The 26,278-nt window shown below is 65.8% G+C and carries 22 protein-coding genes and 1 tRNA gene; 11 read left to right on the top strand and 12 right to left on the bottom strand.

Annotation, left to right across the window (positions count from 1 at the left end; translation table 11 throughout):
* Nucleotides 1-2: 2 nt before the first annotated feature.
* From BLS50_RS12950 to BLS50_RS12935, 4 genes are all read right to left on the bottom strand, one after another.
* Entirely contained in the window at nucleotides 3-479 is a 477-nt protein-coding gene (locus BLS50_RS12950) for a DNA-deoxyinosine glycosylase (RefSeq protein ID WP_012328956.1), read from the bottom strand.
* A complete protein-coding gene (locus BLS50_RS12945; RefSeq protein WP_074802806.1) occupies nucleotides 479-1,075 on the bottom strand; it encodes a chorismate--pyruvate lyase family protein in 597 nt (198 codons plus the stop codon). Before BLS50_RS12945 ends, BLS50_RS12950 begins: the two co-directional genes overlap by 1 nt.
* 8 nt (nucleotides 1,076-1,083) lie before the next feature.
* The gene (gene htpG / locus BLS50_RS12940; RefSeq protein WP_074802370.1) at nucleotides 1,084-2,982 is read right to left on the bottom strand and encodes a molecular chaperone HtpG; all 1,899 of its coding nucleotides are present in this window, start codon (nucleotides 2,980-2,982) and stop codon (nucleotides 1,084-1,086) included.
* Between the two features lie 213 nt (nucleotides 2,983-3,195).
* Entirely contained in the window at nucleotides 3,196-4,656 is a 1,461-nt protein-coding gene (locus tag BLS50_RS12935) for an aminotransferase-like domain-containing protein (protein ID WP_027806654.1), read from the bottom strand.
* 230 nt (nucleotides 4,657-4,886) lie between these two features.
* On the opposite strand from BLS50_RS12935, the gene BLS50_RS12930 reads away from it, so the two are divergent.
* The 7 genes from BLS50_RS12930 to BLS50_RS12895 all read left to right on the top strand — a co-directional run bounded on the left by BLS50_RS12930 (nucleotide 4,887) and on the right by BLS50_RS12895 (nucleotide 13,270).
* A complete protein-coding gene (locus BLS50_RS12930; RefSeq protein ID WP_074802369.1) occupies nucleotides 4,887-5,582 on the top strand; it encodes a VOC family protein in 696 nt (231 codons plus the stop codon).
* A 67-nt stretch (nucleotides 5,583-5,649) separates the two neighbouring features.
* Nucleotides 5,650-6,558 carry a DMT family transporter gene (locus tag BLS50_RS12925; RefSeq protein WP_012328960.1) on the top strand — a complete coding sequence of 303 codons (909 nt, stop codon included), beginning with the start codon at nucleotides 5,650-5,652 and terminating at the stop codon, nucleotides 6,556-6,558.
* Between the two features lie 166 nt (nucleotides 6,559-6,724).
* Nucleotides 6,725-7,906: an aminotransferase-like domain-containing protein gene (locus BLS50_RS12920; RefSeq protein WP_006478175.1), complete on the top strand. Its 1,182-nt coding sequence runs from the start codon at nucleotides 6,725-6,727 to the stop codon at nucleotides 7,904-7,906.
* Between the two features lie 43 nt (nucleotides 7,907-7,949).
* Nucleotides 7,950-8,408 (top strand): RidA family protein, encoded by a 459-nt coding sequence (locus BLS50_RS12915; RefSeq protein WP_006478174.1) that lies wholly within the window; start codon nucleotides 7,950-7,952, stop codon nucleotides 8,406-8,408.
* A gap of 13 nt (nucleotides 8,409-8,421) precedes the next feature.
* Complete coding sequence (locus BLS50_RS12910; RefSeq protein ID WP_074802368.1) at nucleotides 8,422-9,306, top strand: PhzF family phenazine biosynthesis protein; 885 nt, start codon at nucleotides 8,422-8,424, stop codon at nucleotides 9,304-9,306.
* 216 nt (nucleotides 9,307-9,522) lie between these two features.
* Nucleotides 9,523-11,862, top strand: a complete 2,340-nt coding sequence (locus BLS50_RS12900) for a bifunctional diguanylate cyclase/phosphodiesterase (protein WP_027813796.1) — start codon at nucleotides 9,523-9,525, stop codon at nucleotides 11,860-11,862.
* A 202-nt stretch (nucleotides 11,863-12,064) separates the two neighbouring features.
* Entirely contained in the window at nucleotides 12,065-13,270 is a 1,206-nt protein-coding gene (locus tag BLS50_RS12895; RefSeq protein ID WP_027813797.1) for a chromate transporter, read from the top strand.
* A 45-nt stretch (nucleotides 13,271-13,315) separates the two neighbouring features.
* Here BLS50_RS12895 and BLS50_RS12890 read toward each other — a convergent pair whose 3' ends face one another.
* Nucleotides 13,316-13,762, bottom strand: coding sequence for a multidrug/biocide efflux PACE transporter (locus tag BLS50_RS12890; protein WP_074802805.1), 447 nt, complete (start codon nucleotides 13,760-13,762; stop codon nucleotides 13,316-13,318).
* Nucleotides 13,763-13,874: 112 nt separating this feature from the next.
* Between BLS50_RS12890 and BLS50_RS12885 the strand changes: the two genes are divergently transcribed.
* Complete coding sequence (locus tag BLS50_RS12885) at nucleotides 13,875-14,759, top strand: LysR family transcriptional regulator (RefSeq protein ID WP_074802367.1); 885 nt, start codon at nucleotides 13,875-13,877, stop codon at nucleotides 14,757-14,759.
* Nucleotides 14,760-14,817: 58 nt separating this feature from the next.
* Here the strand turns inward: BLS50_RS12885 and BLS50_RS12880 are convergent, their stop codons facing one another.
* From BLS50_RS12880 to BLS50_RS12860, 5 genes are all read right to left on the bottom strand, one after another.
* Nucleotides 14,818-15,276, bottom strand: coding sequence for a CopD family protein (locus tag BLS50_RS12880; RefSeq protein WP_006487629.1), 459 nt, complete (start codon nucleotides 15,274-15,276; stop codon nucleotides 14,818-14,820).
* Nucleotides 15,277-15,549: 273 nt separating this feature from the next.
* Nucleotides 15,550-17,871: a DNA topoisomerase IV subunit A gene (gene parC, locus BLS50_RS12875; RefSeq protein ID WP_074802366.1), complete on the bottom strand. Its 2,322-nt coding sequence runs from the start codon at nucleotides 17,869-17,871 to the stop codon at nucleotides 15,550-15,552.
* A 226-nt stretch (nucleotides 17,872-18,097) separates the two neighbouring features.
* On the bottom strand, nucleotides 18,098-20,080 hold the full coding sequence (gene parE, locus BLS50_RS12870) for a DNA topoisomerase IV subunit B (RefSeq protein ID WP_006478167.1): 1,983 nt from the start codon (nucleotides 20,078-20,080) through the stop codon (nucleotides 18,098-18,100).
* A gap of 220 nt (nucleotides 20,081-20,300) precedes the next feature.
* Nucleotides 20,301-22,250: an ATP-binding cassette domain-containing protein gene (locus tag BLS50_RS12865; protein WP_023476763.1), complete on the bottom strand. Its 1,950-nt coding sequence runs from the start codon at nucleotides 22,248-22,250 to the stop codon at nucleotides 20,301-20,303.
* Between the two features lie 266 nt (nucleotides 22,251-22,516).
* Nucleotides 22,517-22,921: a DUF4399 domain-containing protein gene (locus BLS50_RS12860; RefSeq protein WP_074802365.1), complete on the bottom strand. Its 405-nt coding sequence runs from the start codon at nucleotides 22,919-22,921 to the stop codon at nucleotides 22,517-22,519.
* Nucleotides 22,922-23,119: 198 nt separating this feature from the next.
* Here BLS50_RS12860 and BLS50_RS12855 point away from each other — a divergent pair, with 198 nt between their 5' ends.
* The 3 genes from BLS50_RS12855 to BLS50_RS12845 all read left to right on the top strand — a co-directional run bounded on the left by BLS50_RS12855 (nucleotide 23,120) and on the right by BLS50_RS12845 (nucleotide 24,425).
* The gene (locus tag BLS50_RS12855) at nucleotides 23,120-23,302 is read left to right on the top strand and encodes a rubredoxin (protein WP_006478164.1); all 183 of its coding nucleotides are present in this window, start codon (nucleotides 23,120-23,122) and stop codon (nucleotides 23,300-23,302) included.
* A gap of 148 nt (nucleotides 23,303-23,450) precedes the next feature.
* Nucleotides 23,451-23,525, top strand: a tRNA-Arg gene (locus BLS50_RS12850).
* Nucleotides 23,526-23,855: 330 nt separating this feature from the next.
* Nucleotides 23,856-24,425: a hypothetical protein gene (locus BLS50_RS12845; protein WP_124481430.1), complete on the top strand. Its 570-nt coding sequence runs from the start codon at nucleotides 23,856-23,858 to the stop codon at nucleotides 24,423-24,425.
* 36 nt (nucleotides 24,426-24,461) lie between these two features.
* Here the strand turns inward: BLS50_RS12845 and BLS50_RS12840 are convergent, their stop codons facing one another.
* Nucleotides 24,462-24,698 (bottom strand): excisionase, encoded by a 237-nt coding sequence (locus tag BLS50_RS12840; RefSeq protein ID WP_069233378.1) that lies wholly within the window; start codon nucleotides 24,696-24,698, stop codon nucleotides 24,462-24,464.
* Between the two features lie 221 nt (nucleotides 24,699-24,919).
* Nucleotides 24,920-25,888 (bottom strand): hypothetical protein, encoded by a 969-nt coding sequence (locus BLS50_RS35320; RefSeq protein WP_124622145.1) that lies wholly within the window; start codon nucleotides 25,886-25,888, stop codon nucleotides 24,920-24,922.
* Nucleotides 25,889-26,278: the final 390 nt, after the last annotated feature.

The raw sequence follows: 26,278 nt of genomic DNA, 5'->3' as shown, positions 1-26,278 counted from the left end.
TTTCAGGCGCGAATCCCGCGCCAAAGCACCAGCTTCTGCTCGAACGACAGCATCGCGTTCGCCGGGCTCGACGAAGGCAGCACGAGCGTCTCGTACCCAGCCTGGCCGATCACGTCGGCGAACCGCCCCGCCGTCTTGCCGTTGAAGCACACGCGCTTCAGCAACGGCGCATGCTCGCGCAGCGAATCGAAGTCGTTCGGCTTCGCGTTCCTGATCGCGGAATCGAGGCTGCCCTGACGATGGCACGCATCGAGCACGTCCCAGATGCCGATGCCGTGCGACAGCACGCGCTCGAGCCGCGCGTCGTACGGCAGCTCATGCAGCGACGGCTCGCCGAGCACCGCGCCGAGCAGCCGCCAGAACTGGTTGCGCGGATGCGCGTAGTACTGCGCGGCGTCGAGCGACGCCTCGCCCGGAAAGCTGCCGAGGATCATCGTGTGCGTATTCGGCGCGACGACCGGCGGAAACCCTTGCAGCATCACGCGCCTCCGTGCGACCCGACGGACCGCGGCCCGTCGCCGTGCGCATCGAGGTGGCGCCACAGCGCCGGCAGCATGCACTCGGTGACCATCAGCGGCTTGCCGTGACGCTGGAACACCGAGCGTCGCGCGACGAACGCATGCGGCGCCCGCGCGCCCAGCAATGCATGGCTCGCGAGCGCATACAGCGGATGGCCGGCGATCACGCGCCGGCTCACGAGCGCCGAGCGCTCGACCTGCGGATCGCTGTACAGCAGCTCCGCGAGCGGTCGCGTGCGCAGCCGCCGCATCGCCTGCCACACGCCCTTGCTGGCCGCGAGCGGCGCGATGCTGTGCGCGGCGACGTACGGCATGCCGTCGACCGACAGGATCACCTCGCGCACCCACATCGGCGCGCGCGGCGAACTGGCGAGCGCGTCCGGCTCGTCGAACCACGGGCGGTCGACGGCCTCGCGCGTCACCCGCACGTTCACGCGGCCGAGCCGCGCGAGGTGCGCGGTCAGCGATCCGCCGCGCGTCAGCCAGTCGCGCTGGTCGAGCGTGCAGCCAGGCCGTGGCGTCTCGCGCCAGCCGGCCTGCCCACCGTCGAATCGCATGCGCGCGTTCACGCGGCGCGCGACAGCAGCAGCGCGTTGGTCCGCTTCACGAAGCTCGCCGGATCGTCGAGCATGCCGCCTTCGGCCAGCAGCGCCTGATCGAACAGCAGATGGCACCAGTCGCCGAAATCGGCGCTGTCGGCGTTCAGTTGCTTCACGAGCGCGTGCTCGGGATTGATCTCGAGGATCGGCTGCATCGCCGGCGCGTTCTGGCCGGCCGCCTTCAGCATCCGCTGCAGGTAGCCGCTCATGTCGTTGTCGTCCGCGACGAGGCACGACGGCGAATCGGTCAGGCGGAACGTGACGCGCACTTCCTTCACCTTGTCGCCGAGCGCTTCCTTCATCTTCTCGACGACCGGCTTGATCGCCTCGCCGGCCTGCTCCTGCGCCTTCTTCTCCTCGTCGTTCAGCTCGCCGAGATCGAGGTCGCCGCGGGCCACGCTGGCGAGCGGCTTGCCGTCGAATTCATGCAGGAACGACAGCATCCATTCGTCGACGCGATCGGTCAGCAGCAGCACCTCGACACCCTTCTTGCGGAACACCTCCAGATGCGGGCTGTTCTTCGCGGCCTGCCACGTATCGGCGGTCACGTAGTAGATCTTGCTCTGCTCGGGCTTCATGCGCGACACGTAGTCGGCGAGCGACACGTCCTGCGCGTCGGTGTCGCCATGCGTCGATGCGAAGCGAAGCAGCTTCGCGATGCGCTCGCGGTTCGCGTGATCCTCGCCGAGGCCTTCCTTCAGCACCTGGCCGAACGCGCCCCAGAACGTCTTGTACTTCTCCTTGCCGGCATCGTCTTCCGCATTCGCGAGCTCCTCGAGCATCGACAGCGCGCGCTTGGTCACGCCTTCGCGGATCGCCTTCACGTCGCGGCTTTCCTGCAGGATTTCACGCGACACGTTCAGCGGCAGGTCGGCCGAATCGACCACACCCTTCACGAAGCGCAGGTATTGCGGCAGCAGCTGTTCGGCGTCGTCCATGATGAACACGCGCTTCACGTACAGCTTCAGGCCGCCGCGATAGTCGCGGTTCCACAGGTCGAACGGCGCGTGCGCGGGCACGAACAGCAGCTGCGTGTATTCGCTGCGGCCCTCGACGCGGTTGTGCGTCCACGTGAGCGGGTCCTGGTGATCGTGCGCGATGTGCTGGTAGAACTGCGTGTACTGCTCGTCGGTGACGTCGCTCTTCGAACGCGTCCACAGCGCGCTCGCCTGGTTGATGGTTTCGTCCTCGTCCTTCAGGACCATCTCGCCCTTTTCCTGATCCCACTCTTCCTTGCGCATCAGGATCGGCAGCGCGATGTGGTCGGAATACTTCTGGATGATCGACTTCAGGCGGTGCGACGACAGCAGGTCGTCCTCGCCTTCGCGCAGGTGCAGCGTGATCGTCGTGCCGCGTTGCGCGCGCTCGATCGCGTCGATCGTGAAATCGCCCTCGCCCGCGCTTTCCCAACGCACGGCTTCGTTCGCCGGCAGGCCCGCGCGACGCGTTTCGACGGTGATCTTGTCGGCGACGATGAAGCCCGAGTAGAAGCCCACGCCGAACTGGCCGATCAGCGCCGCGTCCTTCTGCTGGTCGCCCGACAGCTTCGTGAAGAATTCCTTGGTGCCCGAACGCGCGATCGTGCCGAGGTTCGCGATCGCCTCGTCGCGGCTCATGCCGATGCCGTTGTCGTCGATCGTGATCGTGCGGGCGGCCTTGTCGTAGCCGATGCGGATGCGCAGGTTCGGATCGTTCTCGTACAGCGCGTTGTCCGCGAGCCCTTCGAAACGCAGCTTGTCGGCCGCGTCGGACGCATTCGACACCAGTTCGCGCAGGAAGATTTCCTTGTTGCTGTAGAGCGAATGGATCATCAGGTGGAGGAGTTGCTTGACCTCTGCCTGAAAGCTCATCGTTTCGTGTGCCATGGATGCTGTTTCCTCTTACTTGAACTGAAAAGGGTGACGCCGGCGCCCGGCGCGCGATGCCGGCGGACCCGTGAAGGACGCCCGGTTGGGACAACCGGGTTGGGGCGGCCCGTTCGGGACGGCCCCCTCTGGGACGACCGCCTGGCGCCGGCGGTTTGCGCGCGTATCTGGGGACGGCACGCGCCATTTCAAGAGCCGGCCTGCCGCGCCGCGTCACGACGCGCGCCGCACCGCCGAGTCGATATAGCCCGCCAGCAGCCCCGGCAGCGCCGGATCGCCGCAGTTCGCGACGTTGAAGCGCATCCACGTGGACGGCGACTGCTGCGGCGAGAACAGGCTGCCGGGCGTCAGCAGGAAGCCGGCTTCGTGCGCGACCGCCGCGAGCGCGTCCGAATCGACGCCCGTGTCGGCCCACAGGAACATCCCGGCCGCCGGCATCGTGAAGAGCCCGAGCCCCGTGCGCTCGAGCATCCGCGCGGTCTTGTCGCGCACGCCGTCGAGCCGCGCGCGCAGCCGCTCGACATGGCGCCGGTAATGCCCTTCGGTCAGGATCTTGTACAGCACGCGCTCGTTGAGCTCGGGCGTGGTCATCCCGACCAGCATCTTCTGGTCGGTGATGGCCTTCGCGATCTCCGGCGCGCAGGCCACGTAGCCGACCCGCAGGTTCGCGGCGAGCGTCTTCGAATAGCTGCCGAGATAGATCACGCGCTTCAACTGGTCGAGGCTCGCGAGGCGCGTGGCCGGATAGCTGGGCGGACACAGGTCGCCGTACACGTCGTCCTCGACGACGAGGAAGTCGTAGGCCTCCGCGAGCTTCAGGATCCGGAACGCCTGCGCGGCCGACAGCGACGTGCCGGTCGGGTTCTGCAGCACCGAGTTGATCACGAGCATCTTCGGCCGCCACATCTGCACCAGGGTTTCGAGCGCGTCGAGGTCGGGGCCGTCGGGCGTATACGGCATCCCGACGAGTTGCGCGCCCTGCGCCGCGAAACGGCCGAACATCTGGAACCACGCCGGATCGCCGACGATCACCGCATCGCCCGGGCGCATGTAGATCCGCGAGATCAGGTCGATCGCCTGCGTGATGCCCGACACCAGCACGATCTGTTCGGGCTTCGCGCCGATCTCGACTTCGGCGAGGCGCGTCTGCAGTTGCTGGCGCAGCGGCAGGAAACCCTGCGCGGTGCCGAAGCCGAGCATCTGCGCGCCCGACTGGCGCCCGAGCGCGCGCAGCGCGCCGGTGATCAGCTCGCCGTCGAGCCAGCGGCCCGGCAGGTAGCCGAGGCCCGGGCCCTTCTCCGGGCTGACCGTGTGCAGCATGTTGCGCAGCAGCCAGACGACGTCGATCGTGTTGTGCACGGGCGCGGCCTCGGCCACGCGCGCGACGCCATCGGCCGGCTGCGGGCCGGCGCCGGTGCGCTCGCGCACGTAGAAGCCGGAGCCGCGCCGCGAGTCGAGGTAGCCCTGCGCGACGAGACGCTCGTAGGCCTCGACGACGGTGAAGCGCGACACGCTCTTGTCGAGCGCGAGCTTGCGGATCGACGGCATGCGCATGCCGGGACGGAACACGCGTTCGTCGATGCGCCGCCGCGCCCACTGGACCAGCTGGTCGACGAGCGTGAGCGTGGCCGTGTCGTGCGGCGCGGGAATCTGGGCGAGGGGGACGGTGGACATGGGCGGCAGGCTCCAACTGTACCGAAGGCTATCGCGCCGATTGTACCGTTACTGTGCCGGTAGCGACGATTACAGTTGACCGGAATGGCGATCGTGCGGCCGCCGTTCCGGCCCGCCGCACGTGGCGCAGTGCACGCCGAGGCGCCTCGCGAGCGGTGCGCCGGCCGGTGCAGCCCCCGCCCGGCACGCCGTTCGCCTACCCTGACACTTTCGCTTTCCGACCGACCCTCATGCCAGCCCGCTCCCTGACACTCGACCATCTCGTGATTGCCGCGCGCACCCTCGACGAAGGCGTGCGCCATGTCACCGATGCACTCGGCATCGAACCGGCCGGCGGCGGCCGCCACCCGCTGATGCGGACCCACAATGCGCTGTTCGGCGCGTGGGGCGGGCTCTATCTCGAAGTGATCGCGATCGACCCCGACGCGCCCGCGCCGGAAGACGGTGCAAAACCGCCTCGTGCGCGGCTGTTCGGGCTCGACGATCCGGCGATCCAGGCGCGGCTCGCGCAGCAGGGCCCGTTTCTCGCGCACTGGGTCGCGCGCGTCGACCGCCCGCGCCAGCTTGCGCTGTGGCAGCGCCAGTATCCGGCCCGCATCGCGCCCGTCGTCGCGATGCGGCGCGGCGATCTGAGCTGGGGCCTCACGGTGCCCGACGACGGCAGCTTCCCCGCGTGGCAGGGTGCGGGCGACGGCCTCGTGCCGTCGCTGATCCAGTGGGACAGCCCGCGCCATCCGGCCGAATCGCTGCCGGCCGACGGCATCGCGCTGAAAGTGCTCAAGGGCGCCCATCCACGCGCGGATACGATCCGCGCGCAACTCGACTGGCTCGGCGCCGCCCACCTGCTCGACGTCGAAGCCACCGACGGTCCGCCGGCGCTGGTCGCCGAATTCGACACGCCGCAGGGCCCGCGCACGCTGCGCTGACGCCGCACGCGCGGCCGCCCTGCTCGTCACACCATACGCACCTCGCCAATACGGAGACACCCACGACATGAATTCGCGCGAAACCCGGGGCATGCTGCTCGGCCTCATCGGCGTGATGATCTTCAGCCTGACGCTGCCGATGACGCGGATCGTCGTATCCGAACTCAACCCGCTGCTCAACGGGCTCGGCCGCGCGCTCGCCGCCGCCGTGCCGGCCGGCCTGCTGCTGTGGTGGCGCCGCGAGCGGCTGCCGACCCGCGCGCAACTGAAAAGCCTCGCGATCACGTCGGCCGGCGTGATCATCGCGTACCCGGTGTTCTCGGCGTGGGCGATGAAATCGGTGCCGGCCTCGCACGGCGCGGTGGTCAACGGATTGCAGCCGTTGTTCGTCGCGCTGTACGCGGCGTGGCTGTCGCACGAGCGGCCGTCGAAGGCATTCTGGGCCAGCGCGGTGGCCGGCAGCGCGCTCGTGATCGCGTTCGCGCTACGTGACGGCGGCGGCACCGTGCAGGCTGGCGACGCGCTGATGCTCGTCGCAGTCGGTATCGGCGCGCTCGGCTATGCGGAAGGCGCGCGCCTCGCGCGCCAGATCGGCGGCTGGCAGGTGATCTGCTGGGCGCTCGTCGTGTCGGCGCCGTTCCTCGTGCTGCCGGTCGGCTGGCTCGCATGGATGCAGCACGCCGCGCATCCGGGGCCACTCGCGCCGCGCACCTGGCTCGCGTTCGGCTACGTGACCCTCTTTTCGCAATTCATCGGCTTTTTCGCCTGGTATGCGGGGCTCGCGATGGGCGGCACCGCGCGCGTCGGCCAGGTGCAACTGCTGCAGATTTTCTTCACGATCGCCTTTTCCGCGCTGCTGTTCGGCGAAACGGTCACGTCGTCGACGTGGCTGTTCGCCGCCGCCGTGATCGCGACCGTGGTGCTCGGGCGCCGCTCGGCGGTCGCCACGGCGCCGCGCCCCGCTCGCGCCGGCTGATGAGGTGCGCCATAATGGACGTTTTGCCTGATCGGTTTCGCCTGACTGGCCGTGCCCACCCAGCCGCGAAGGCGCCATCGTGCTCGCGCTCGCCCACCCGGCGGCGTCGAAGCGATCCGCCTGATCGACCTTTCTTGACTGACCACGATATCCGAACGAGGAGACTATGAATCCGAGCGACCTGCATCCGCCGCACTGGCAGCTTTCCGAACGCGCCCGCAAGCTGACGAGCTCGGCGATCCGCGAGATCCTGAAGGTCACGGAACGCCCCGAGGTCATCTCGTTCGCCGGCGGCCTGCCCGCCCCCGCGACGTTCCCGGCCGAACGCATGCGCGCCGCCGCCGACCGCGTGCTGCGCGATGCGCCGGCCGCCGCGCTCCAGTACAGCGCGACCGAAGGCTACCTGCCGCTGCGCGAGTGGATCGCCGAGCGCTACAGCGTGCGCGTGTCGCAGGTGCTGATCACGACCGGCTCGCAGCAGGCCCTCGACCTGCTCGGCAAGGCGCTGATCGACCCGAACAGCCCGATCCTGGTCGAAACCCCGACCTACCTCGGCGCGCTGCAATCGTTCTCGCTGTACGAGCCGCGCTACGTGCAGGTGCCGACCGACGAGCAGGGCCTGCTGCCGGAAGGCCTCACGCCCGAACTCACGCAAGGCGCGCGCCTGCTGTATGCGCAGCCGAACTTCCAGAACCCGACCGGCCGCCGCCTGCCCGTCGAGCGCCGCCGTGCGCTCGCCGCGTTCGCGCAGACGAGCCCGTTCCCGGTGCTGGAGGACGATCCGTACGGCGCGCTGAACTACCAGGGCGAGCCGCTGCCGACGATGCTGTCGATGGCGCCCGACCACGTCGTGCATCTCGGCACGTTCTCGAAGGTGCTCGCGCCGGGCCTGCGGATCGGCTACATCATCGCGCCCGAGGAACTCCACTTCAAGCTCGTGCAGGCCAAGCAGGCCACCGACCTGCACACGCCGACGCTCACGCAGCGCATCGCGCACGAAGTGATCAAGGACGGCTTCCTCGACGAGCACATCCCGACGATCCGCGAGCTGTACAGCGCGCAGTGCGACGCGATGCTCGGCGCGCTCACGCGCCACATGCCGGCAGGCGTCACGTGGAACCGTCCGGAAGGCGGGATGTTCATCTGGGTGAACCTGCCCGCGCAGATCGACAGCATGAAGCTGCTCGCCGCGGCCGTCGACAACCACGTCGCCTTCGTGCCGGGCGCGCCGTTCTTCGCGGAGAACGCGCAGCAGAACACGCTGCGCCTGTCGTTCGTGACGGTGCCGCCCGAGAAGATCGAGGAAGGCGTCGCGCGCCTCGGCAAGCTGCTGCGCGAGCGCCTCTGATCCCCTTTTTTCCTGTCACGACTCTCTACGAGGAATCGAACACATGGCTAACGTCTACGACAAACTGAAGTCGCTCGGCATCGAGCTCCCGACCGCCGGCGCCCCGGCCGCCGCCTACGTGATGAGCGCGCAAAGCGGCAACACGGTCTACCTGTCGGGCCACATCGCGAAGAAGGACGGCAAGGTCTGGGCCGGCAAGCTCGGCGCGGATCTGCAAACGGAAGACGGCAAGGCCGCCGCCCGCTCGATCGCGATCGACCTGCTCGCGACGCTGCACGCGCACACCGGCGACCTGAACAAGGTCACGCGCATCGTCAAGCTGATGAGCCTCGTCAACTCGACGCTCGACTTCACCGAACAGCACGTCGTGACGAACGGCGCGTCGGAGCTGATCGCCGAAGTGTTCGGCGACGCGGGCAAGCATGCGCGTTCGGCATTCGGCGTCGCGCAGATCCCGCTCGGCGCGTGCGTCGAGATCGAACTGATCGCCGAAGTCGCGTAACGGGCGCAGCGCGATGCCCGGTCGTCTCGTTCGCTTCAAGCAGGTCGACGTGTTCACGTCGGTGCCGTTCAAAGGCAATCCGCTTGCCGTGGTGTTCGACGCCGATTCGCTCGGCGACGACGCCATGCTCGAGATCGCCCGCTGGACGAACCTGTCGGAAACGACGTTCCTCTGCACGCCGACCGATCCGGAAGCCGACTATCGCGTGCGGATCTTCACGACCGGCGGCGAACTGCCGTTCGCCGGCCACCCGACGCTCGGCACCGCGCATGCGTTCCTGGAAAGCGGCGCGCGGCCGCGCATGCCGGGCCGGCTGATCCAGCAGTGCGGGGTCGGCCGGGTCGCGCTGCGCGAGCAGGGCGGCCGCTGGGCGTTCGCCGCGCCGCCGGCACGCGTCACGCCGCTCGACCGTTCGGACTACGCGGTACTGGCCGCCGCGCTGCGCAGCGACGCGCTCGACCTCGATGCCGAGCCGTGCGCGGTGGACAACGGCGCACCGTGGCTGGTCGCGCGGCTGAAGTCGGCCGACGCGTGCATCGGCCTGTCGCCCGATCCGGCCGCGCTGGCGGCACTGACCCACCGCTACGGCGTGGACGGCCTCGCCGCCTATGCGCCGCACGCCGAAGGCGGCCCCGCGACGTTCGAGATCCGCTGCCTGATGACGGGCGGCCAGTTCGGCACGCCCGGCGAGGACCCCGTCACCGGCAGCGCGAACGCCGCACTCGCGGGGCTGCTGACGCGCCAGGAACGCCGCCCCGGCCAATCGTATACGGCCCGCCAGGGCACGGCGATCGGCCGCGACGGCCGCATCTTCGTCAGCTACGACGACGACGGCACGACCTGGATCGGCGGCCACGTCGTCACGGTCGTCGACGGCACGTTCCGGTCACCCGACTGACATTTCGCGATGTGCGATGGCGCCGGCTCGTCCGGCGCCCTACGCTTTGCCCAACTATCGCAAAAACGTTCCAGCCAGTAATATCGGGCCTAATCCGTTGTTTCGGAGGTCTGTCCATGGTTGCGCGTCCCGCGAACGAACAGACGTCGGGACAATCCGAACCATAGCCGGCCATCCAGACGGATGGCGCACGCGAGCAGGACGCCGCCCTCTTCGATGAGCTCCGCCCGGTCCAACCACACGCCGCCGAACCGGCCGCTGCGCGCGCCGCGCAAGTCGCGCCGGCGTGCGCTGTTCGCCATCCCGCTGCTCGGGATGCTGGCGCTCGCGCTGCTATGGGCCGTGATCATCGCGCGTCTGTCCGTCGAAAAGGACAGCGCGTACAAGGAAGCGGCGGCCTCCGCGGCGATCCTGTCGTCCGCGCTCGAGCAGCATACGGTCAAGGCGATCCACCAGGTCGACCAGATCACCCGCTTCGTCAAGTTCGAATTCGAGAAATCGCCGGCGCGCTTCAATCTCGCGAGCGCCGTCGAGAAAGGCGTCGTGCCGAGCGACACGCTGATCCAGGTCTCGCTCGTCAACGCGAAGGGCATCCTGTTCGCGAACACCGCCGAACTTCATCCGCAGCCGATCAACCTGTCCGACCGCGAGCACTTCAAGGTCCACCTCGCGCACAACGACGACCGCCTCTTCATCAGCAAGCCCGTGCTCGGCCGCGTGTCGAGCCACTGGACGCTGCAGATGACGCGGCGCCTGAACAACCCGGACGGCAGCTTCGCGGGCATCGTCGTGGTGTCGGAAGACCCGAGCTACTTCACGAACGATTTCTACAACAACGCGGCCATCGGCAAGGAAGGCGTGATCGCGGTCGTGTCCGACACGGGCGCGGTGCTCGCGCGGCGCACGGGCTCGGTGAGCAACGCGCCGGGCGCGTTTTCGGCGTCGGGCGTCTACCCGATCGCCGAGCGCGTGACGGGCACGATCATCGATCCGATCGACGGCGTGACGCGCATCGTGTCGTACCGCCACCTCGACGGCTACCCGCTCGCAGTGATGGTCGGGCTGTCGCAGACGGAAGAGTTCGCGGACTACACCCACACGCGCAACGTCTACCTGCTGATGACGAGCTTCATCACGCTCGCGATGCTCGCGTTCTTCGGCGTCGCGACGGGCCTGATCGGCAAGCTGCTCGGCCGCGAGCGCGAAATGACGCAGCTCGCCGAATACGACCTGCTCACCGGCCTCGCGAACCGCTATGCGACGCTGCGCGGGCTGCGCAACGACGTGTCGATGCCCGCGAGCCTGTCGCGGCTCGGCCTGCTGTTCATCGATCTCGACAACTTCAAGACCGTCAACGACACGCTCGGCCACAACGCCGGCGACATCGTGCTGCAGATGACCGCGTCGCGCCTGGCCGATGCGGTCGGCGACGAAGGCTCGCTCGCGCGCATCGGCGGCGACGAGTTCGTCGTCGTGATGAAGGGCGACGACGTCGAGCGGCGCGCGGTACGGCTCGCGGAAGCGATCATCCGGATGTTCGGCGAGCCGTTCGACGTGCGCGGCAGTTCGTTCGTGCTGCATGCGAGCATCGGCATCGCGCTGCACACCGTCGCGAACGAAAGCGAGATCGACCTGCTGAAAAAGGCCGACCTCGCGATGTACAGCGCGAAGGACGCCGGCAAGAACTGCTACCAGTTCTATGCGCCGCACCTGTCGCACCGCGCCGACCACTTGATGCGCTGGGAACAGCAATTGCGCGTCGCGCTCGCCGAGGGGCAGCTGTTCCTCGCGTACCAGCCGAAGATCGACCTCACGCACCGCACCATCACCGGCTTCGAGGCGCTCGCACGCTGGGATCACCCCGAGCACGGCGTCATCTCCGCGAACGAATTCATTTCGATCGCCGAATCGACCGGCCTGATCGTGCCGATCGGCGACTTCGTGATCCGCACCGCGTGCGAGCAGATCGCGCGCTGGCGCGACGAAGGCCACGACACGCTGACGCTCGCGGTCAACATCTCGCCCGTGCAGTTCTGGCGCGGCGACCTGATCGAGACGATCTCGCAGGCGCTGCAGGACACCGGCATCCCCGCGAACCGGCTCGAGATCGAGATCACCGAGACCGCGATGATGGAATATCCGGAACTCGTGTCCGAGAAGATCGTCGCGCTGAAAAAGCTCGGCATCCGGATCGCGCTCGACGATTTCGGCACCGGCTATTCATCGCTGTCGTACCTGCACCGCTTCTCCGTCGATACGCTGAAGGTCGACCGCTCGTTCGTGCAGGCGATTCCGAACGACCGCAGCGTGTGCGTGATGGTGTCGTCGATCGTGCATCTCGCGCGCTCGCTCGGGCTGACCGTCGTCGTCGAGGGCACGGAGACCGAGGAGCAGATCACGTGGCTGTCCGCGCTCGGCGAAATCGAGGCGCAGGGCTTCCTGTTCTCGCGCCCGGTGCCGGCCGATGCGATTCCCGCGCTGATCGCCCGCTTCGGCGTGCGCGGCGAGCATCCGAATGTCGTCGCGCATCGCGCGACCGGCAGCACGGGCGCCTGAGCGCCCCCCCTGCTGCAGGTGGGCGCGCGTTGTGCGACGCCGCAATTATTTCGTTTTCCGATCCGATCGCTCAGTTCATTAACTAGCGTTTTCGCGCATGGCAGTGTCATGATGCGCAGCGGACAATCGGGAGGGCCGACGTGTCGGCGGGCCGCCGGCACGGCCATACGCGAGAGATCTGGCCCTGCGCCACCACACAATCATGACAACCGTCGAAGTCGAAGCGACCGCGCGTGTCGAAGAGGCACCGGCATCCCTATGGGCCTTGTTCAAGGTCGTCGCCGGCATTTCGGCCGTTTCGTGGGGCGGGCTTTCTATGATGGCGCAACTCGAACGCCATTACGTGGAGCGGCTGCGGCGCATCGAGCCGCACGTCTTCGGCGATCTCGTCGCGCTCGCGTGGCTCGTCCCGGGCCCCGTCGGCTGCAACGTCGCCGTGCAGGTCGGCCAGACGCTGCATGGCCGTGCCGGCGCGTGGGTCGCCGGCATTGCGAGCGTGCTGCCGTTCTCGATCCTGATGACGCTGTTCGCGATCTTCTATCAGACGCCGCTCGTGCGCTCGCTTGCCGCGCCGATGCTGATCAATCACTTCGGCATGGTGCTCGCCGCGCTGATCGGCGTCACGTGGGTCAAGCAGGTGCGCTCGCTCGCGCGCACGCGACTCGAACAGGCGATCGCCGCGCTATCGACGATTCTGCTCGCTTTCGCGCATAGTCCGGCTGCTTTCGTCGGGATTCTGTTCGCCGCGTTTGCAGCCGGCTGGCTGACGGGGCCGCCGCAGCGCGACACGGTCGATTTCACGCTGTCGAAGCGCGACCGCACCCTGCTCGTGCTGCTCGGCGTGCTCGTCGTGCTGTTCGCGGTGCCGCTACCCGGCGATTACCAGGCGGAATTGCTATGGCCGCGCCTCGCGGGTGCCGGCATGACGCTGTTCGGCGGCGGCTTCTCCGCGCTGCCGGTGCTCAAGACGCTGTTCGTCTCACCGGCGACCGGCATCTCCGATCACGACTTCACGCTGGCGTTCGCGCTGTCGCCGGTCGCGCCGGGGCCGTTGCTGAACGTGGTGCCGTTTCTCGGCTATCTGACCGACGGCTGGGTCGGCGCGCTGCTCGCCACCGCCGCGCTGTTCATTCCGTCGGGATGCCTTGTCGTGTTTGCGCAGAACCATTTGCTCCGGCTCAAGCGCCATTCGCGCTTCGAACACGGGATGCGCCTGCTGCGCGCGGCGACGACCGGCTTTCTCGTGGTCGCCGTCGTGAAAATCCTGCATCGAGAGCCGGCCGACCCGGTTTACTGGCTGACGGGCGCGTTCGCCACGCTGTGCTTCACGCGCTTCAAGGTGCCTGTCTATGCCGTGTACGGCGCGGTCGCCGTGGTGTGCAGCGTGTGGCTGTGGGCCGCGCGCTGACGGGCGCCGGCCGTCGCCCTGTCCGGTCTGGTCCGCCTCACCCGCTCAACCTGCCTGCACCGTAACCCGGCGTGCCATCCAGCGGGCGCGCAGCGCGTCGTACGCGAGGTTGAAGCAGAACGTGTAAGGCAGGAAGAACAGCACGATACCGAGGTCGAGCAGCAACGCCTCGACGAGGCTCACGTTCAGCCACCACGCGGCAACCGGCACCACCATCGCGACGAGGCCCAGCTCGAACGTCACCGCGTGCGCCACCCGCATGCCGAGCGTGCGCGACAACCCGGCCCGGCGCTCGAAGCGGTCGAACAGCGTGTTGAACGTCATGTTCCACGCCATCGCGATCAGCGACACCATCACCGTCAGCACGCCGACGTGCGATACCGGCATGTCGAGCAGCCATGCGCCGATCGGCGCGCACAGCGCGATCGCCACCAGTTCGAACGTCAGCGCGTGCAGCAGCCGTTCCGTCACCGTTTTGTTGATCCGTTTCATGATTCGCTCCAATGCGTTACCTGATCCATGTCGGCCATTTTGATCGGCACAACCGTATGAAACCAGTTTAATATCATCGGTTTTACCGATATAACGCTGCCAGGAGCCCTGCTTGCACCACGCCCCGGAAGCCCTGCTCGCATTCGCCGAAGCGGCGCTGCTCGGCTCGTTTACGGCCGCCGCACGCAAGCTCGGCAAGCGCCAGTCGACCGTATCGGAAGCGATCGCGAATCTCGAAATCGATCTCGGCGTGCAGTTGTTCGATCGCTCGACGCGCGCGCCGACGCTCACCGACGCCGGCCGCGCGCTGCTGCCGCACGTGCAGCGCGCGCTCGAGGCCAGCGCGGCGATCGACCGCACGGCCGCCCGGCTCGCGCACGGCGAGGAAGCGCGGCTCACGCTCGTCGTCTCCGATACGTACCAGTCGAAGCGCTACGAAGAGACGTTGATGGCGCTCGAACGGCGCTTTCCGGCGCTCGAGCTCGAATGCCAGATCGCCGAGCACGACGACGTCCTCGACCTGATCCAGCAAGGCCGCGCGCAACTCGGGCTGATGGCCGCGCGCGCGACCTACCCGGCCGATATCGGCGCGGCGACCGTGGCGGAGGAATCGGAGATCGGGCTGTTCGTCGGCCGCACGCACGCGCTCACCGCATATGGCGACGCCGAGGTGCCGCACGCGGCGCTGCGCGACGTGCGCGAACTGCGACTCAATACCTACGTGAAAACGGAAGGCCGCGGCACCGACGACCGGATCGTCGTCGGCACGCAGCACTGGCTCGCGCCGAGCTACCTGATGCTGCTGGAGATGGCGGTGCTGGGGTTCGGCTGGGCGGAACTGCCGCGCTGGATGGTCGAGCACTTCGCGCGCGACCGCCTGTGCGAGCTGCATGCGCGCGGCTGGCCGCGCCGCGTGCGGGTGGATGCGGTCTGGTCGCGCAACCGGCCGCTCGGGCCGGCCGGGTCATGGCTGCTCGACGCGATGCTGGCCGCGTAGCGGCGCGTGTGCCGTCGAGCCTGCCAGGGACGGAGGGCTGAGGGCTGGCGCCAGCCGGTCAGAAACCGCGCGACAGCACGGCCGCGCCGATCGTGACGACGCCGAGCACGAGGTTCACGACGACGAGCAGGCGCACCGCGTTCACCGCGCGCGCGCCGTCCGGCCAGTTCTGCGCCTGCACCGCACGGCGAATGCGCGGGAACAGCGCGAAGCGGATGTGCCCGAAGATCAACATCATCACGACGCCGAGCCCGGCCATCGCGTGCAGCGACCACGTCGCATGCGCGCCGCCGAAGCTCGTCAGCAGGAAGCCGCCGGACAGCAGGATCACGATCACGGCCCCTGAAACCCAGTTGAAGAAGCGGCCGAACACGCCTTCGATCAGCGGCAGCCGCAGCTGCGGCGACAGGTCGGACAGTGCGGGGCGCAGGCAGAAGTGCGCGAAGACCATCCCGCCCACCCACACGGCGACGGCCAGCAGGTGAAGAAACAGCGCGACGGCAACGGCGTGGGACATGGGGACGATCCTGTGATGAATGGGGTGCAGCGAACGGCCGCGTCGCACGCGGCATCAAGCGACGTTCGACTCGCCAGCCGCGCGGCGGTTCGGACCCTCAGAGCGATTTCACACTATTTTGCAAATTCCGCGTGACAGCGCCACGCTTGCTTACCCGAATCCACCAGCCAGAAAAGAAAAAGCCGCCCGCCTGCCGAAGCGGACGTGCGGCCTTCGATCGCGGCCGAACCGAATGAACCGGATGAACCGGGCGACCCGATCGACCGCGCGGCGTCAGCCGAGCAGCGGACGCAACTCGGTGACGACCTTGAGCTTCGTGTCCGGCGCGCGGCCTTTGCGGGCGCGCTTGCCGATGTGCGGCGCGAGCCCGGCATACGACAGCGTGTCGTCCTGCACCTTGCCGCCGCGGCCAGTGCCGATCAGCACGACGCCGGACGGATCGATCGCGAGTGCCTGCACGAGCGTTTCCTTGTCGTCGAGCGCCATCAGGATCACGCCGCGCCCGCCGCCGGACAGCGTCTTCATCTCGTCCATCCCGAACACCAGCAAGCGCCCGCCGCTCGACAGGCACGCGACCTGCGTCGCGTTCGGCAGCACCGGCATCGGCGCGAGCGGCACCGCACCCGCATCGATCGTCATGAACGACTTGCCGGCCTTCAGGCGGCTCACCATGTCGCCGACCTTCGCGAGGAAGCCGAAGCCGTTGCTCGACGCGAGCAGCAGTTGCTGGTCGGCCGGCGCCGCGTAGTAGTGCATCAGGTGCGAGCCCGATTCGAGCTCGATCAGCGACGTGACCGGCACGCCGTCGCCGCGCCCGCCCGGCAGCACCGACACGTCGACCGAATACACGCGGCCGCTGCTGCCCCACGCGATCAGGCGATCCGGCGTGCGGCACTGGAACGCCGCGTACAGGTGGTCGCCCGCCTTGAACGTGAAGCCGGCCGGATCGAGCCCGTGGCCCTTCAGCGCACGCACCCAGCCCTTCTGCGACACGACGACCGTCACCGGCTCGTCGACCACCTTCGCCTCGAACGTCGCGCGCTTTTCCTGCTGGATCAGCGTGCGGCGATCGTCGCCGTACTGCTTCGCATCGGCCTCGATCTCCTTGATCATCAGCCGCTTCATCGCGCTTTCGTTCGCGAGCAGTTCCTCGAGCTTCGCCTTTTCGTCGCGCAGCGCGTCGAGTTCCTTCTCGATCTTGATCTTCTCGAGCCGCGCGAGCTGGCGCAGGCGGATTTCGAGGATGTCCTCGGCCTGCCGCTCGCTGAGGCCGAACGCGCTCATCAGCGCGGCCTTCGGCTCGTCCGACTCGCGGATGATGCGGATCACCTCGTCGATGTTCAGGAAGACGATCATCCGCCCTTCGAGGATGTGGATGCGGTCGTCGACCTTCGCGAGACGATGGCGGCACCGGCGCGTCATCGTCAGCTGGCGGAATTTCACCCATTCGTCGAGGATCGTCAGCAGGCCCTTCTGGCCCGGCCGGCCGTCGGCGCCGATCATCACGAGGTTCAGCGTCGCGTTCGATTCGAGGCTCGTGTACGCGAGCAGCGTGTTCACGAATTCCGTCTGGTCGATCGTGCGCGACTTCGGCTCGAACACGAGCCGCACCGCCGCTTCCTTGCCCGACTCGTCGCGCACCGCGTCGAGCAGGTCGAGCATCGCCTTCTTCGTGTTGAGCTGTTCGGGCGTCAGCGTCTTCTTGCCGAGCTTGAGCTTCGGGTTGGTCAGTTCCTCGATTTCTTCGAGCACCTTCTGGCCCGACGTGCTCGGCGGCAGCTCGGTCACGACGAGCTGCCACTGGCCGCGCGCGAGATCCTCGATCTTCCATTTCGCGCGCACCTTCAGGCTGCCGCGGCCCGTTTCGTACGCCGCCGCGATTTCGGTGTCGCTCGAGATGATCTGGCCGCCGCCGGGGAAATCCGGGCCGGGAATCAGGTTCATCAGCTCCGCGTGCGTGAGCTTCGGATTGCGGATCAACGCGACCGCCGCCGCCGCGACTTCGCGCAGGTTGTGCGACGGGATTTCGGTGGCGAGGCCGACCGCGATGCCCGACGCGCCGTTCAGCAGCACGAACGGCATGCGGCTCGGCAGCGTCTTCGGCTCTTCGAACGAGCCGTCGTAGTTCGGCATGAAGTCGACCGTGCCCTGGTCGATCTCGTCGAGCAGCAGCTTCGCGATCGGCGTGAGGCGCGCTTCCGTGTAACGCATCGCCGCCGCGCCGTCGCCGTCGCGTGAGCCGAAGTTGCCCTGCCCGTCGATCAGCGGGTAGCGCAGCGAGAAATCCTGCGCGAGCCGCACGAGCGCGTCGTATGCCGACTGGTCGCCGTGCGGGTGGTATTTACCGAGCACGTCGCCGACCACGCGCGCCGACTTCACCGGCTTCGCGTCGGGCCCCAGGCCCATTTCGTTCATCGCGAACAGGATCCGGCGCTGCACCGGCTTCTGGCCGTCGCACACGTCGGGCAGCGCGCGGCTCTTCACGACGCTGACCGCGTAGCTGAGATACGCCTGCTCCGCGTAGTTGCCGAGCGTCAGCGCGTCGCTCTCGGGCGCGTCGGGGCTGGCAAAGAGATCGGAAGTATTGTCGTCCATCTGAATTCCGTATTCGTAAGTGGCGTGAGGCCGGGCCGGGCGTCATGCCCGGCCGCGCGGAAGCGGCCGTGCAGTGTTCGATGTCAAGCGGTGCTGATGCGCCAGCGGATTCGCGTTCGTGGCAAGAAGCAAACCGCAGCGATGCCAGACGCATCGCGAGGATTTGCGACGCCGCCACGGGCGCGAAGGCGCAGCGCATCGGTGCCGATTGGCGTCGAACACTGCACTAAATATCCGCTTCGACGTCGTTACCCTTTTCCTCGAGCCAGCCGCGCCGCGCGGCTGCCTCGCCCTTGCCCATCAGCATCGTCATCCGCGCGACGGTCGCCTCGTAGTCGAGCTCGCCGAGCTTCACCGGCATCAGGCGGCGCGTATCGGGATTCATCGTCGTGTCCCACAGCTGCTCGGCGCTCATTTCGCCAAGGCCCTTGAAGCGGCTGATGCTCCACTGCGTGTCGCGCACGCCGTCCTTGCGCAACTTGTCGAGGATCGCCTCGAGCTCGCCGTCGTCGAGCGCATAGAGCTTCTGCGCGGGCTTCTTGCCGCGCGCGGGCGCGTCGACGCGGAACAGCGGCGGACGCGCGACGTACACGTGGCCGCGCTCGATCAGTTGCGGGAAATGCTTGAAGAACAGCGTGAGCAGCAGCACCTGGATGTGCGAGCCGTCGACGTCCGCGTCCGACAGGATGCAGATCTTGCCGTAGCGCAGGTTCGACAGGTCGACGGTGTCGTCGGGGCTGTGCGGATCGACGCCGATCGCGACCGAGATGTCGTGCACCTCGTTGTTCGCGAACAGGCGGTCGCGCTCGGTTTCCCACGTGTTCAGCACCTTGCCGCGCAGCGGCAGGATCGCCTGGTATTCCTTGTCGCGGCCCATCTTCGCGGAGCCGCCCGCCGAGTCGCCCTCGACGAGGAACAGTTCGTTGCGCGCGATATCTTCCGTCTCGCAATCGGTCAGCTTGCCTGGCAGCACCGCGACGCCCGAGCTCTTGCGCTTCTCGACCTTCTGGCCGGCGCGCGTGCGCGCCTGCGCCTGCTTGATCACGAGTTCGGCGAGCTTCTTGCCGTGCTCGACGTGCTGGTTCAGCCACAGTTCGAGCGCCGGACGCGAGAACGACGACACGAGCTTCACCGCGTCGCGGCTGTTCAGCCGCTCCTTGATCTGCCCCTGGAACTGCGGATCGAGCACCTTCGCGGACAGCACGAACGACACGCGCGCGAACACGTCTTCCGCGAGCAGCTTCACGCCCTTCGGCTGCAGATTGTGCAGTTCGACGAAACTCTTCACGGCCTGGTAGAGACCGTCGCGCAGGCCCGACTCGTGGGTGCCGCCGGCCGGCGTCGGGATGAGGTTCACGTACGACTCGCGCACGAGCGAGCCTTCCTCGCTCCATGCGACGACCCACGACGCGCCCTCGCCCTCGGCAAAGGTTTCGTCGGTCGAACGCGAATCGGCGAAGCGCTCGCCTTCGAACAGCGGGATCAGCAGCTCGCTGCCGTTCATTTCGTCGAGCAGGTAGCCGCGCAGGCCGTCTTCATACTTCCACGTCTGGCGCTCGCCCGTCTTTTCGTTGACGAGCACGACTTCGACGCCCGGCAGCAGCACGGCCTTCGAGCGCAGCAGGCGCTGCAGCTCGCCGAGCGGCAGGTTCGGCGAATCGAAGTACTTCGGATTCGGCCACACCTGCACGCGCGTGCCGGACTTCTTCTCGCCGCGGCCCGCGCCTTGCGTGGACAGCGGCTTCACGACGTCGCCGTCGGCGAAGCCGAGTTCGGCGATCTTGCCGTCGCGCCACACCGTCACGTCGAGACGCGTCGCGAGTGCGTTCGTGACCGACACGCCGACCCCGTGCAGGCCGCCCGAGAACGTATAGGCGCCGCCTGCGGCCTTGTCGAACTTGCCGCCCGCATGCAGGCGCGTGAACACGATCTCGACGACCGGCACGCCTTCTTCGGGATGCATGCCGAACGGGATGCCGCGGCCGTCGTCTTCGACCGAGACCGACTGGTCGGCATGCAGCGTGACCGTGATCTGCTTGCCGTAGCCGCCGAGCGCTTCGTCGGACGCGTTGTCGATGACTTCCTGGATGATGTGCAGCGGATTCTCGGTACGGGTGTACATGCCGGGCCGCTGCTTGACCGGCTCAAGACCCTTGAGCACCTTGATCGATGCTTCGCTATAGGCCGCGCTGGGTTTCTTCGTTGACATAGGCGCTGAATTTCGTCATTCATCGGGACGTTGTCCACACCTCGTGTGGATAACGTCGTGGACAAAACGTTGAGTTCCGTAAAAAAGCGAATCGAAACAACGGTGTGCTTGGACTGCTCCGAAAGCGGGCGCGCGGCGTGTGCGGCGCTGCCCTGGACGCGCGGTATTTTACTGGTTCCGCGTGGCGCGCCAATCGCGGGATCGGCGCGCACCGCGCGCGTCACACCGGCTTGCGCTTCGCCTCGAGCGTTTCCCACCGTTCGAGCGCGGCGAGCAACTCGTCGTCGATCGCCGCGAACCGCTCGGTCAGGCGCGTGCCTTCCTGCGGGTCCTTCGCGAAAATCGCGCCGTCCTCGAGCTGCGCGTTGATCGTCTTCTGCTCCGCTTCGAGCGCGGCGATCTTCTCAGGCAGCGAATCGAGCTCGCGCTGCTCGTTGAACGACAGCTTCACCGTGCGCTGCGCGTTGCGGCCGGCCGCGCTCTTCGCCGGCTCGTCCTTCGCGGGCGCCGCTTCCTTGACCGCGCGCTTCGCCGCTTCCTGCTGCGCGAGCTGCTCCGAGCGCTCGCTCTGGATCTGCCAGTCGGTGAAGCCGCCGACATATTCACGCCACTTGCCGTCGCCCTCCGCCGCGATCACCGACGTCACGACGTTGTCGAGGAACGCACGATCGTGGCTGACCAAGAGCACCGTGCCGTCGTAGTCCGCCAGCAGCTCTTCGAGCAGTTCGAGCGTCGGGATGTCGAGGTCGTTGGTCGGTTCGTCGAGCACCAGCACGTTGGCCGGGCGCGCGAACAGGCGCGCGAGCAGCAGCCGGTTGCGCTCGCCGCCCGACAGCGACTTCACTGGCGAACGCGCGCGTTCCGGCGCGAACAGGAAATCGCCGAGGTAGCTCATCACGTGCTTGCGCACGCCGCCGATCTCGACCCATTCGCTCCCCGGGCTGATCGTATCCGCGAGGCTCTTCTCCTGGTCGAGCTGCGCGCGCATCTGGTCGAAATACGCGACCTGCAGGTTCGTGCCGGTGCGCACCGTGCCTTCGTCGGGCTTCAGGTCGCCGAGGATCAGCTTCAGCAACGTCGTCTTGCCGGCGCCGTTCGGGCCGACGAAGCCGATCTTGTCGCCGCGCATGACCGTCGTCGAGAAGCGGTCGACCACCGTGCGGCCGCCGTAGCGCTTCGTCACGTCGGTCAGCTCCGCGACGATCTTGCCGGACTTCTCGCCCTGCGCGACATCGAGCTTCACGTTGCCCTGCGCATTGCGGCGCTCCGCGCGCTCGTTGCGCATCTGCACGAGCCGCGCGATGCGGCCGACGCTGCGCGTACGGCGCGCTTCGACTCCCTTGCGAATCCACACTTCTTCCTGCGCGAGCAGCTTGTCGAACTTCTCGTTCTCCACGCGCTCGACTTCGAGCTGCTGCGCCTTGCGCGTCTGGTATGCCGAGAAATTGCCCGGATACGACAGCAGCCGACCGCGATCGAGCTCGACGATGCGCGTCGCGACGCGGTCGAGGAACGCGCGATCGTGGGTGATGAACAGCAGGCCCGCGCGCTGCGCGACGAGCAGCTCTTCCAGCCAGCGAATGCCGTCGAAGTCGAGGTGGTTGGTTGGTTCGTCGAGCAGCAGCACGTCGGGCTGCAGCACCAGCGCGCGCGCCAGCGCGACGCGCTTCTGCATCCCGCCCGACAGCGCGTCGACGCTTGCGTCGACGTCCTGCAGGCCGATCTGCGCCAGCGTCATCGACACGCGCGTGCGCCAGTTCCACGCGTCGTGCGCGTCCAGCGACGACTGCAGCGCGTTCATCCGCGCGAGCAGCGCATCGTGCTCGGCGCCCTCCGGGATCTCCGCGAGGCGGTGCGCGATCGAATCGTATTCTTCGAGCAGTTCGCGCGTGTGCGCGAGCCCCGACGCGACCGCGTCGAACACCGTCGCGCCCGGCTCGAACTCGGGCTCCTGCGGCACGTAGACCGTCACGAGCTCCTGCTGGCGCGTGACCAGCCCGTCGTCGGGCTTCGCGAGATCGGCGACGATCTTCAGCAGCGACGACTTGCCCGCGCCGTTGCGGCCGATCAGGCCGACCCGCTCGCCGGCTTCCAGCGAGAAATCCGCGTGATCGAGCAACGCGACGTGACCGAACGCGAGCTGCGCGCCGGTAATGGAATAGAGCGACATGGGGAGACGGCGAAGAGAGAAATCGGAAGCGCCCATTGTACCGGGCGCGCGGGCCGGTATCGGCTTGGCTGGATGGACGAGCGCCGCAGGTGGCGCTTGAAGTGCGTCGGCGCGGTGCCGTGAGCGGGTTGCGGGCGGTTTTTCGCTTTGGTGCCAATCGCCGTTTACGTGCCCGCGTAAACGGCCGAACGCCGGCCGGATGCCCGCGGCCGGCCGATCGGCCGATCCCGTGCACGGCGCGGCGAGCGCCGGCGCGGGACGTACGGTTACTTCACGTTGATCGTGATCGTCGAGCTCAGTTCGGGACCGTACGAACGGTGCGCGCCGTCACCGAGCTGCAGCGTCAGCGTGTGCTGGCCAGGCGGCAGCTTCACGTCGGTTTCGGTCTGGGCCTTGCCGAAATGCAGCGAATGGTCGGTCGCCGGGATCACGTCGCCCTTCGGCACCGGCTTGCCGTCGATCAGCAGATGATGGTGACCGGTATCCGGGGTCATGTCGCCGGCCGGCTTGAGCGCCATGCCTTCGAGACCGAACTTCACGTGTACGGGGCTCGACACCGTCGCGCCGTCCTGCGGCTCGACGAAGAACACACGCGCCTCGGCGCGCGCGAGCGTCGATACGGCCAGCGCCGCGACACAGACTACACCCGCGATCCACTTTCTGTTGAGCATCGTTTCCTCCTTCAGATTGACAGGCCCACGAAGCATACACTGCATGCCCGACCGACGCGACGGCGCCGGTTGTTCGCGATGCGTACGTTTAAAACGACGTTGCGCAGGCGTTAGGCGAAATTCCGGTACCATTGCGCCTTTCGTCCGGCGGCCACGCTGCGGACGGCATCGCCGAATTTTCATTATCCCGAGCGCAACATGAGCGAAGTAACCGAATACCAGAGCTGGGTCTGCCTGATTTGCGGGTGGGTCTACAACGAAGCGGAAGGGCTGCCCGACGAGGGTATCCCGGCCGGCACGCGTTTCGCCGACATTCCCGCCGACTGGCGCTGCCCGCTGTGCGACGTGGGCAAGGAAGATTTCGTCGTCGTCGATTTCTGATTTTCTGTTTCGATCGCGGTTGGTCACGCGATACGCGCGTCGGAGGTGCATTCCGCCCCGCCGACGCGCCGCGCGTTTGCTATACTCTGCGCGCTGTCCACACCGCCGTCCGGTTCGCCATCTCTTGCGCGAATGCCCGGATATGGCTCTCCCCGTAGTTCAATGGATAGAACAAGCGCCTCCTAAGCGCTAGATACAGGTTCGATTCCTGTCGGGGGGACCAGCCTGATTCCCAAAGACTGCCCCGCTCCGACGTCCCCCCTATCGAGCGGCGTCACAAAAAATAGCACTGCTTCTGATCGCTTGTGTCGGTGGTGATTCGCCGAACGTTTAGGACACTATACGAAGGCGTATAGATTCTCTATCGCTCCGTATAGCGGCCTATACCTTCATCCTGCTATGCCCAACCGCCACCGCACTGGTAGATGCGCAAATTGATTGTCCTGATCATTGGCTCAATCCAGTCGAACGATTCCATCACGTTGATCTCCGCGAAAAAATATCCTGTTGACCCTGCGTTACGAGGACGCAGACTCACACAGGAGCCATGATGATGAAGTCGAAGAAGGAGCAGCTTAGCCGTCGCATGCAAGCCGTCGAAATGATCAAGCGCCACCCGGGAATCACGTCAGCGGAAATCGCGGAAAAGCTCGAGCTGGAAAATTCCACGAAAGTCTCCGGCGCAGTCTGGCCAGAGGTACGAGCAGGTCGCGTGCTGGTTGAGCGCATCGTCCGTAACGGAACGACGATGAACGCTCATTACATGGCCGATGATGTTCCGCCAGACGCCGTAGAACGTGTTCAACAGAAAATCGTCGACGTGCAGAACGTCATCCCAATCGCGAAATCGGACGATGCACGTACCAGTGTATTCGACACTAAGCGACTGAAAACAAAGCGTAAGCCGGGCGTCGCGAAGCCTGCCCCAGCAGCACCCCATGTTACGACGCCGCTCCCGAAGATCGGGCCGGCGGGATTCGCATGCGCCGTGACAAACGACGGAAGCTTGGTATTGATGCGCGAAGGGACAATCCAGTTTTCGCTATCAAGCGTCGAGGCGACGACGTTGCAGAGCTATCTGGTGAAGCGAGCGGCCGCCAGTCTCTTCGCGAGCATGACTTGATAGAAATGCCGCATGCCGGCGACACAGCCGGCATGATCATTTGGCTCGTTTGGACTTGTTCCGCTCTTCGATTTCTTCGAGCGCCAGGCGCTCGGCCAATCTCAACGGCCGATTTCCTTCCTGGTAGATGGCTTTCTCTTCGACGTAGTACACGTTACCGACCTTGATGGGAAGTAGGTAGATCTTCCCCTGCTTGATCCATCGCGAGGCCGTCCGCATCGCGGGCGGTGGAAAGAACTCGCGCTCGAGCCAAAGGTTCAATCTGATCTTCATCAGCGACCTCATAGCAGAGACCACTACGGCGGCGTGATCCAGTTGAGTTCACAACCGCAGCGTCAACAATGTATGGACCATAAAAATGCCTACCCGCGCTTGGCACGAGCAGGCAAGGAAACGACTCAGCGTTCGGGGCACAGGCTGTCCAGCCCTCTCACTTCGACTCAGCAAGCAACGTGTCTCGCTCTCTTAACGCCCAGAAAACAGCGCCACGCCCGTCACCAATTTGAATTACTCGTCGCAAACGGGGAAATTTCACCAACAAGCCCCTGAATGGTTGAGATATTACCAACAAGAATGAATCTTCTTAAAGAATGCCAAGAGTTATCAGCTATCGTTGCAGAGGGATCGGATTTTCCGACCATAGTGAAATATGACAACTCATTCGTCGATCCAAATCGATGACTCAGATAAAACGCCGTGTCGAAATTTGAGTAAATAGCCATGCACACACCCTGCCCAGAATTATTTGTGGCATTTGGTATAGAGCAGAGAATCACCGCCCTCCCTACTCCAGAATAGTTTACAAGAGCAGGCCACTGGGTGATATCGTTAGTGTATGCGCCATTTACAGAGACCGAGTACGGCAATATTCCACCATTTGTATCTGCGTAATATGCATAGCGCATGAATGAGGCGCTCGCAAAAATCGCCGGCAACTCGGACGCATATTGAATAATATCCTGCCCGCCGGTCAATTTTTGAATTGACATATCAACCACCATCGCTTCTTTTGGAAGAGATACGCCATCTCCAATGGTAACGCCAAAATTAAACTGATACGGCAGCAGGGCACCATTTCCGGCACATCCTTGGTCTCCGCTGCTGGGATCATTATAATTTCGAGGCTGCACACCCAGCAAAATTCCGTTTTGAGCGGGCACCCCAATTGAGGCCCCATTCCAATTCTCCAAAATTCCGTTCAGGAGCGACGGGTTCCCACGGCAGTCTCCGCCTTGCGTTGGATTATAGGCATTACCCTGCGCGCTTCTGGCGGTCATCTGGAAATCAGCACCAGCGTTATCGTGCGGTACTGCCGTAGCACCCAATATTTTGAAATTTGTTATCATTGGGTAACCATACCCATTAAGCTCGACATGGATTACGCCATTATCCTTTGTATATGTTTGGCAGATTCCAGAAGCATGAATAAAAACCAAAGACAAAAAAATCGCCAGCTTTTTCATTGACCCTCCCTCGCTTATGCAGATCGCCCACCCCAAGCGGCCATCCAAAATTCAATTTCTTAACACTGGTCAAATCAAGACAAATCGATCAAACGAAAGCCACAAGAAATTCAAGAAGCGATATAACGTAACGGCCTTTGGAAAGACACGGCCATTGCAATGAATTTCTACTCCACCCCGACCATCCGGTCAAGGTCGCTTACACGAATAGCACGATCTGTTGATAATCGCGTGGAATTCGCGCAACTAGGACACGGTATGGCAGTGATAAGTGAAGAGAACAATCTCATCTTGACGTATCTTGTCCGGCATTCATGAAAATCCTGTTAAGTGCGTTTTTGGGGCAATCAAAAGCTACTGTGGCTCCGTAACCATGGCCTCCGCTGGATA

The organism is Burkholderia orbicola, assembly GCF_900100915.1.
GTDB classification, from domain to species: Bacteria; Pseudomonadota; Gammaproteobacteria; order Burkholderiales; family Burkholderiaceae; genus Burkholderia; species Burkholderia orbicola.
Note: the sequence above shows the minus strand (reverse complement) of the source record. Positions and strands in the feature narration are given on the sequence as shown.

Bases quoted from the DNA above. Each gene is read 5' to 3' on its own strand.
- BLS50_RS12950 (WP_012328956.1), bottom strand. From the start codon at position 479: ATGCTGCAAGGGTTTCCGCCGGTCGTCGCGCCGAATACGCACACGATG.
- BLS50_RS12945 (WP_074802806.1), bottom strand. From the start codon at position 1,075: ATGCGATTCGACGGTGGGCAGGCCGGCTGGCGCGAGACGCCACGGCCT.
- htpG (WP_074802370.1), bottom strand. From the start codon at position 2,982: ATGGCACACGAAACGATGAGCTTTCAGGCAGAGGTCAAGCAACTCCTC.
- BLS50_RS12935 (WP_027806654.1), bottom strand. From the start codon at position 4,656: ATGTCCACCGTCCCCCTCGCCCAGATTCCCGCGCCGCACGACACGGCC.
- BLS50_RS12930 (WP_074802369.1), top strand. From the start codon at position 4,887: ATGCCAGCCCGCTCCCTGACACTCGACCATCTCGTGATTGCCGCGCGC.
- BLS50_RS12925 (WP_012328960.1), top strand. From the start codon at position 5,650: ATGAATTCGCGCGAAACCCGGGGCATGCTGCTCGGCCTCATCGGCGTG.
- BLS50_RS12920 (WP_006478175.1), top strand. From the start codon at position 6,725: ATGAATCCGAGCGACCTGCATCCGCCGCACTGGCAGCTTTCCGAACGC.
- BLS50_RS12915 (WP_006478174.1), top strand. From the start codon at position 7,950: ATGGCTAACGTCTACGACAAACTGAAGTCGCTCGGCATCGAGCTCCCG.
- BLS50_RS12910 (WP_074802368.1), top strand. From the start codon at position 8,422: ATGCCCGGTCGTCTCGTTCGCTTCAAGCAGGTCGACGTGTTCACGTCG.
- BLS50_RS12900 (WP_027813796.1), top strand. From the start codon at position 9,523: ATGAGCTCCGCCCGGTCCAACCACACGCCGCCGAACCGGCCGCTGCGC.
- BLS50_RS12895 (WP_027813797.1), top strand. From the start codon at position 12,065: ATGACAACCGTCGAAGTCGAAGCGACCGCGCGTGTCGAAGAGGCACCG.
- BLS50_RS12890 (WP_074802805.1), bottom strand. From the start codon at position 13,762: ATGAAACGGATCAACAAAACGGTGACGGAACGGCTGCTGCACGCGCTG.
- BLS50_RS12880 (WP_006487629.1), bottom strand. From the start codon at position 15,276: ATGTCCCACGCCGTTGCCGTCGCGCTGTTTCTTCACCTGCTGGCCGTC.
- parC (WP_074802366.1), bottom strand. From the start codon at position 17,871: ATGGACGACAATACTTCCGATCTCTTTGCCAGCCCCGACGCGCCCGAG.
- parE (WP_006478167.1), bottom strand. From the start codon at position 20,080: ATGTCAACGAAGAAACCCAGCGCGGCCTATAGCGAAGCATCGATCAAG.
- BLS50_RS12865 (WP_023476763.1), bottom strand. From the start codon at position 22,250: ATGTCGCTCTATTCCATTACCGGCGCGCAGCTCGCGTTCGGTCACGTC.
- BLS50_RS12860 (WP_074802365.1), bottom strand. From the start codon at position 22,921: ATGCTCAACAGAAAGTGGATCGCGGGTGTAGTCTGTGTCGCGGCGCTG.
- BLS50_RS12855 (WP_006478164.1), top strand. From the start codon at position 23,120: ATGAGCGAAGTAACCGAATACCAGAGCTGGGTCTGCCTGATTTGCGGG.
- BLS50_RS12845 (WP_124481430.1), top strand. From the start codon at position 23,856: ATGAAGTCGAAGAAGGAGCAGCTTAGCCGTCGCATGCAAGCCGTCGAA.
- BLS50_RS12840 (WP_069233378.1), bottom strand. From the start codon at position 24,698: ATGAAGATCAGATTGAACCTTTGGCTCGAGCGCGAGTTCTTTCCACCG.
- BLS50_RS35320 (WP_124622145.1), bottom strand. From the start codon at position 25,888: ATGAAAAAGCTGGCGATTTTTTTGTCTTTGGTTTTTATTCATGCTTCT.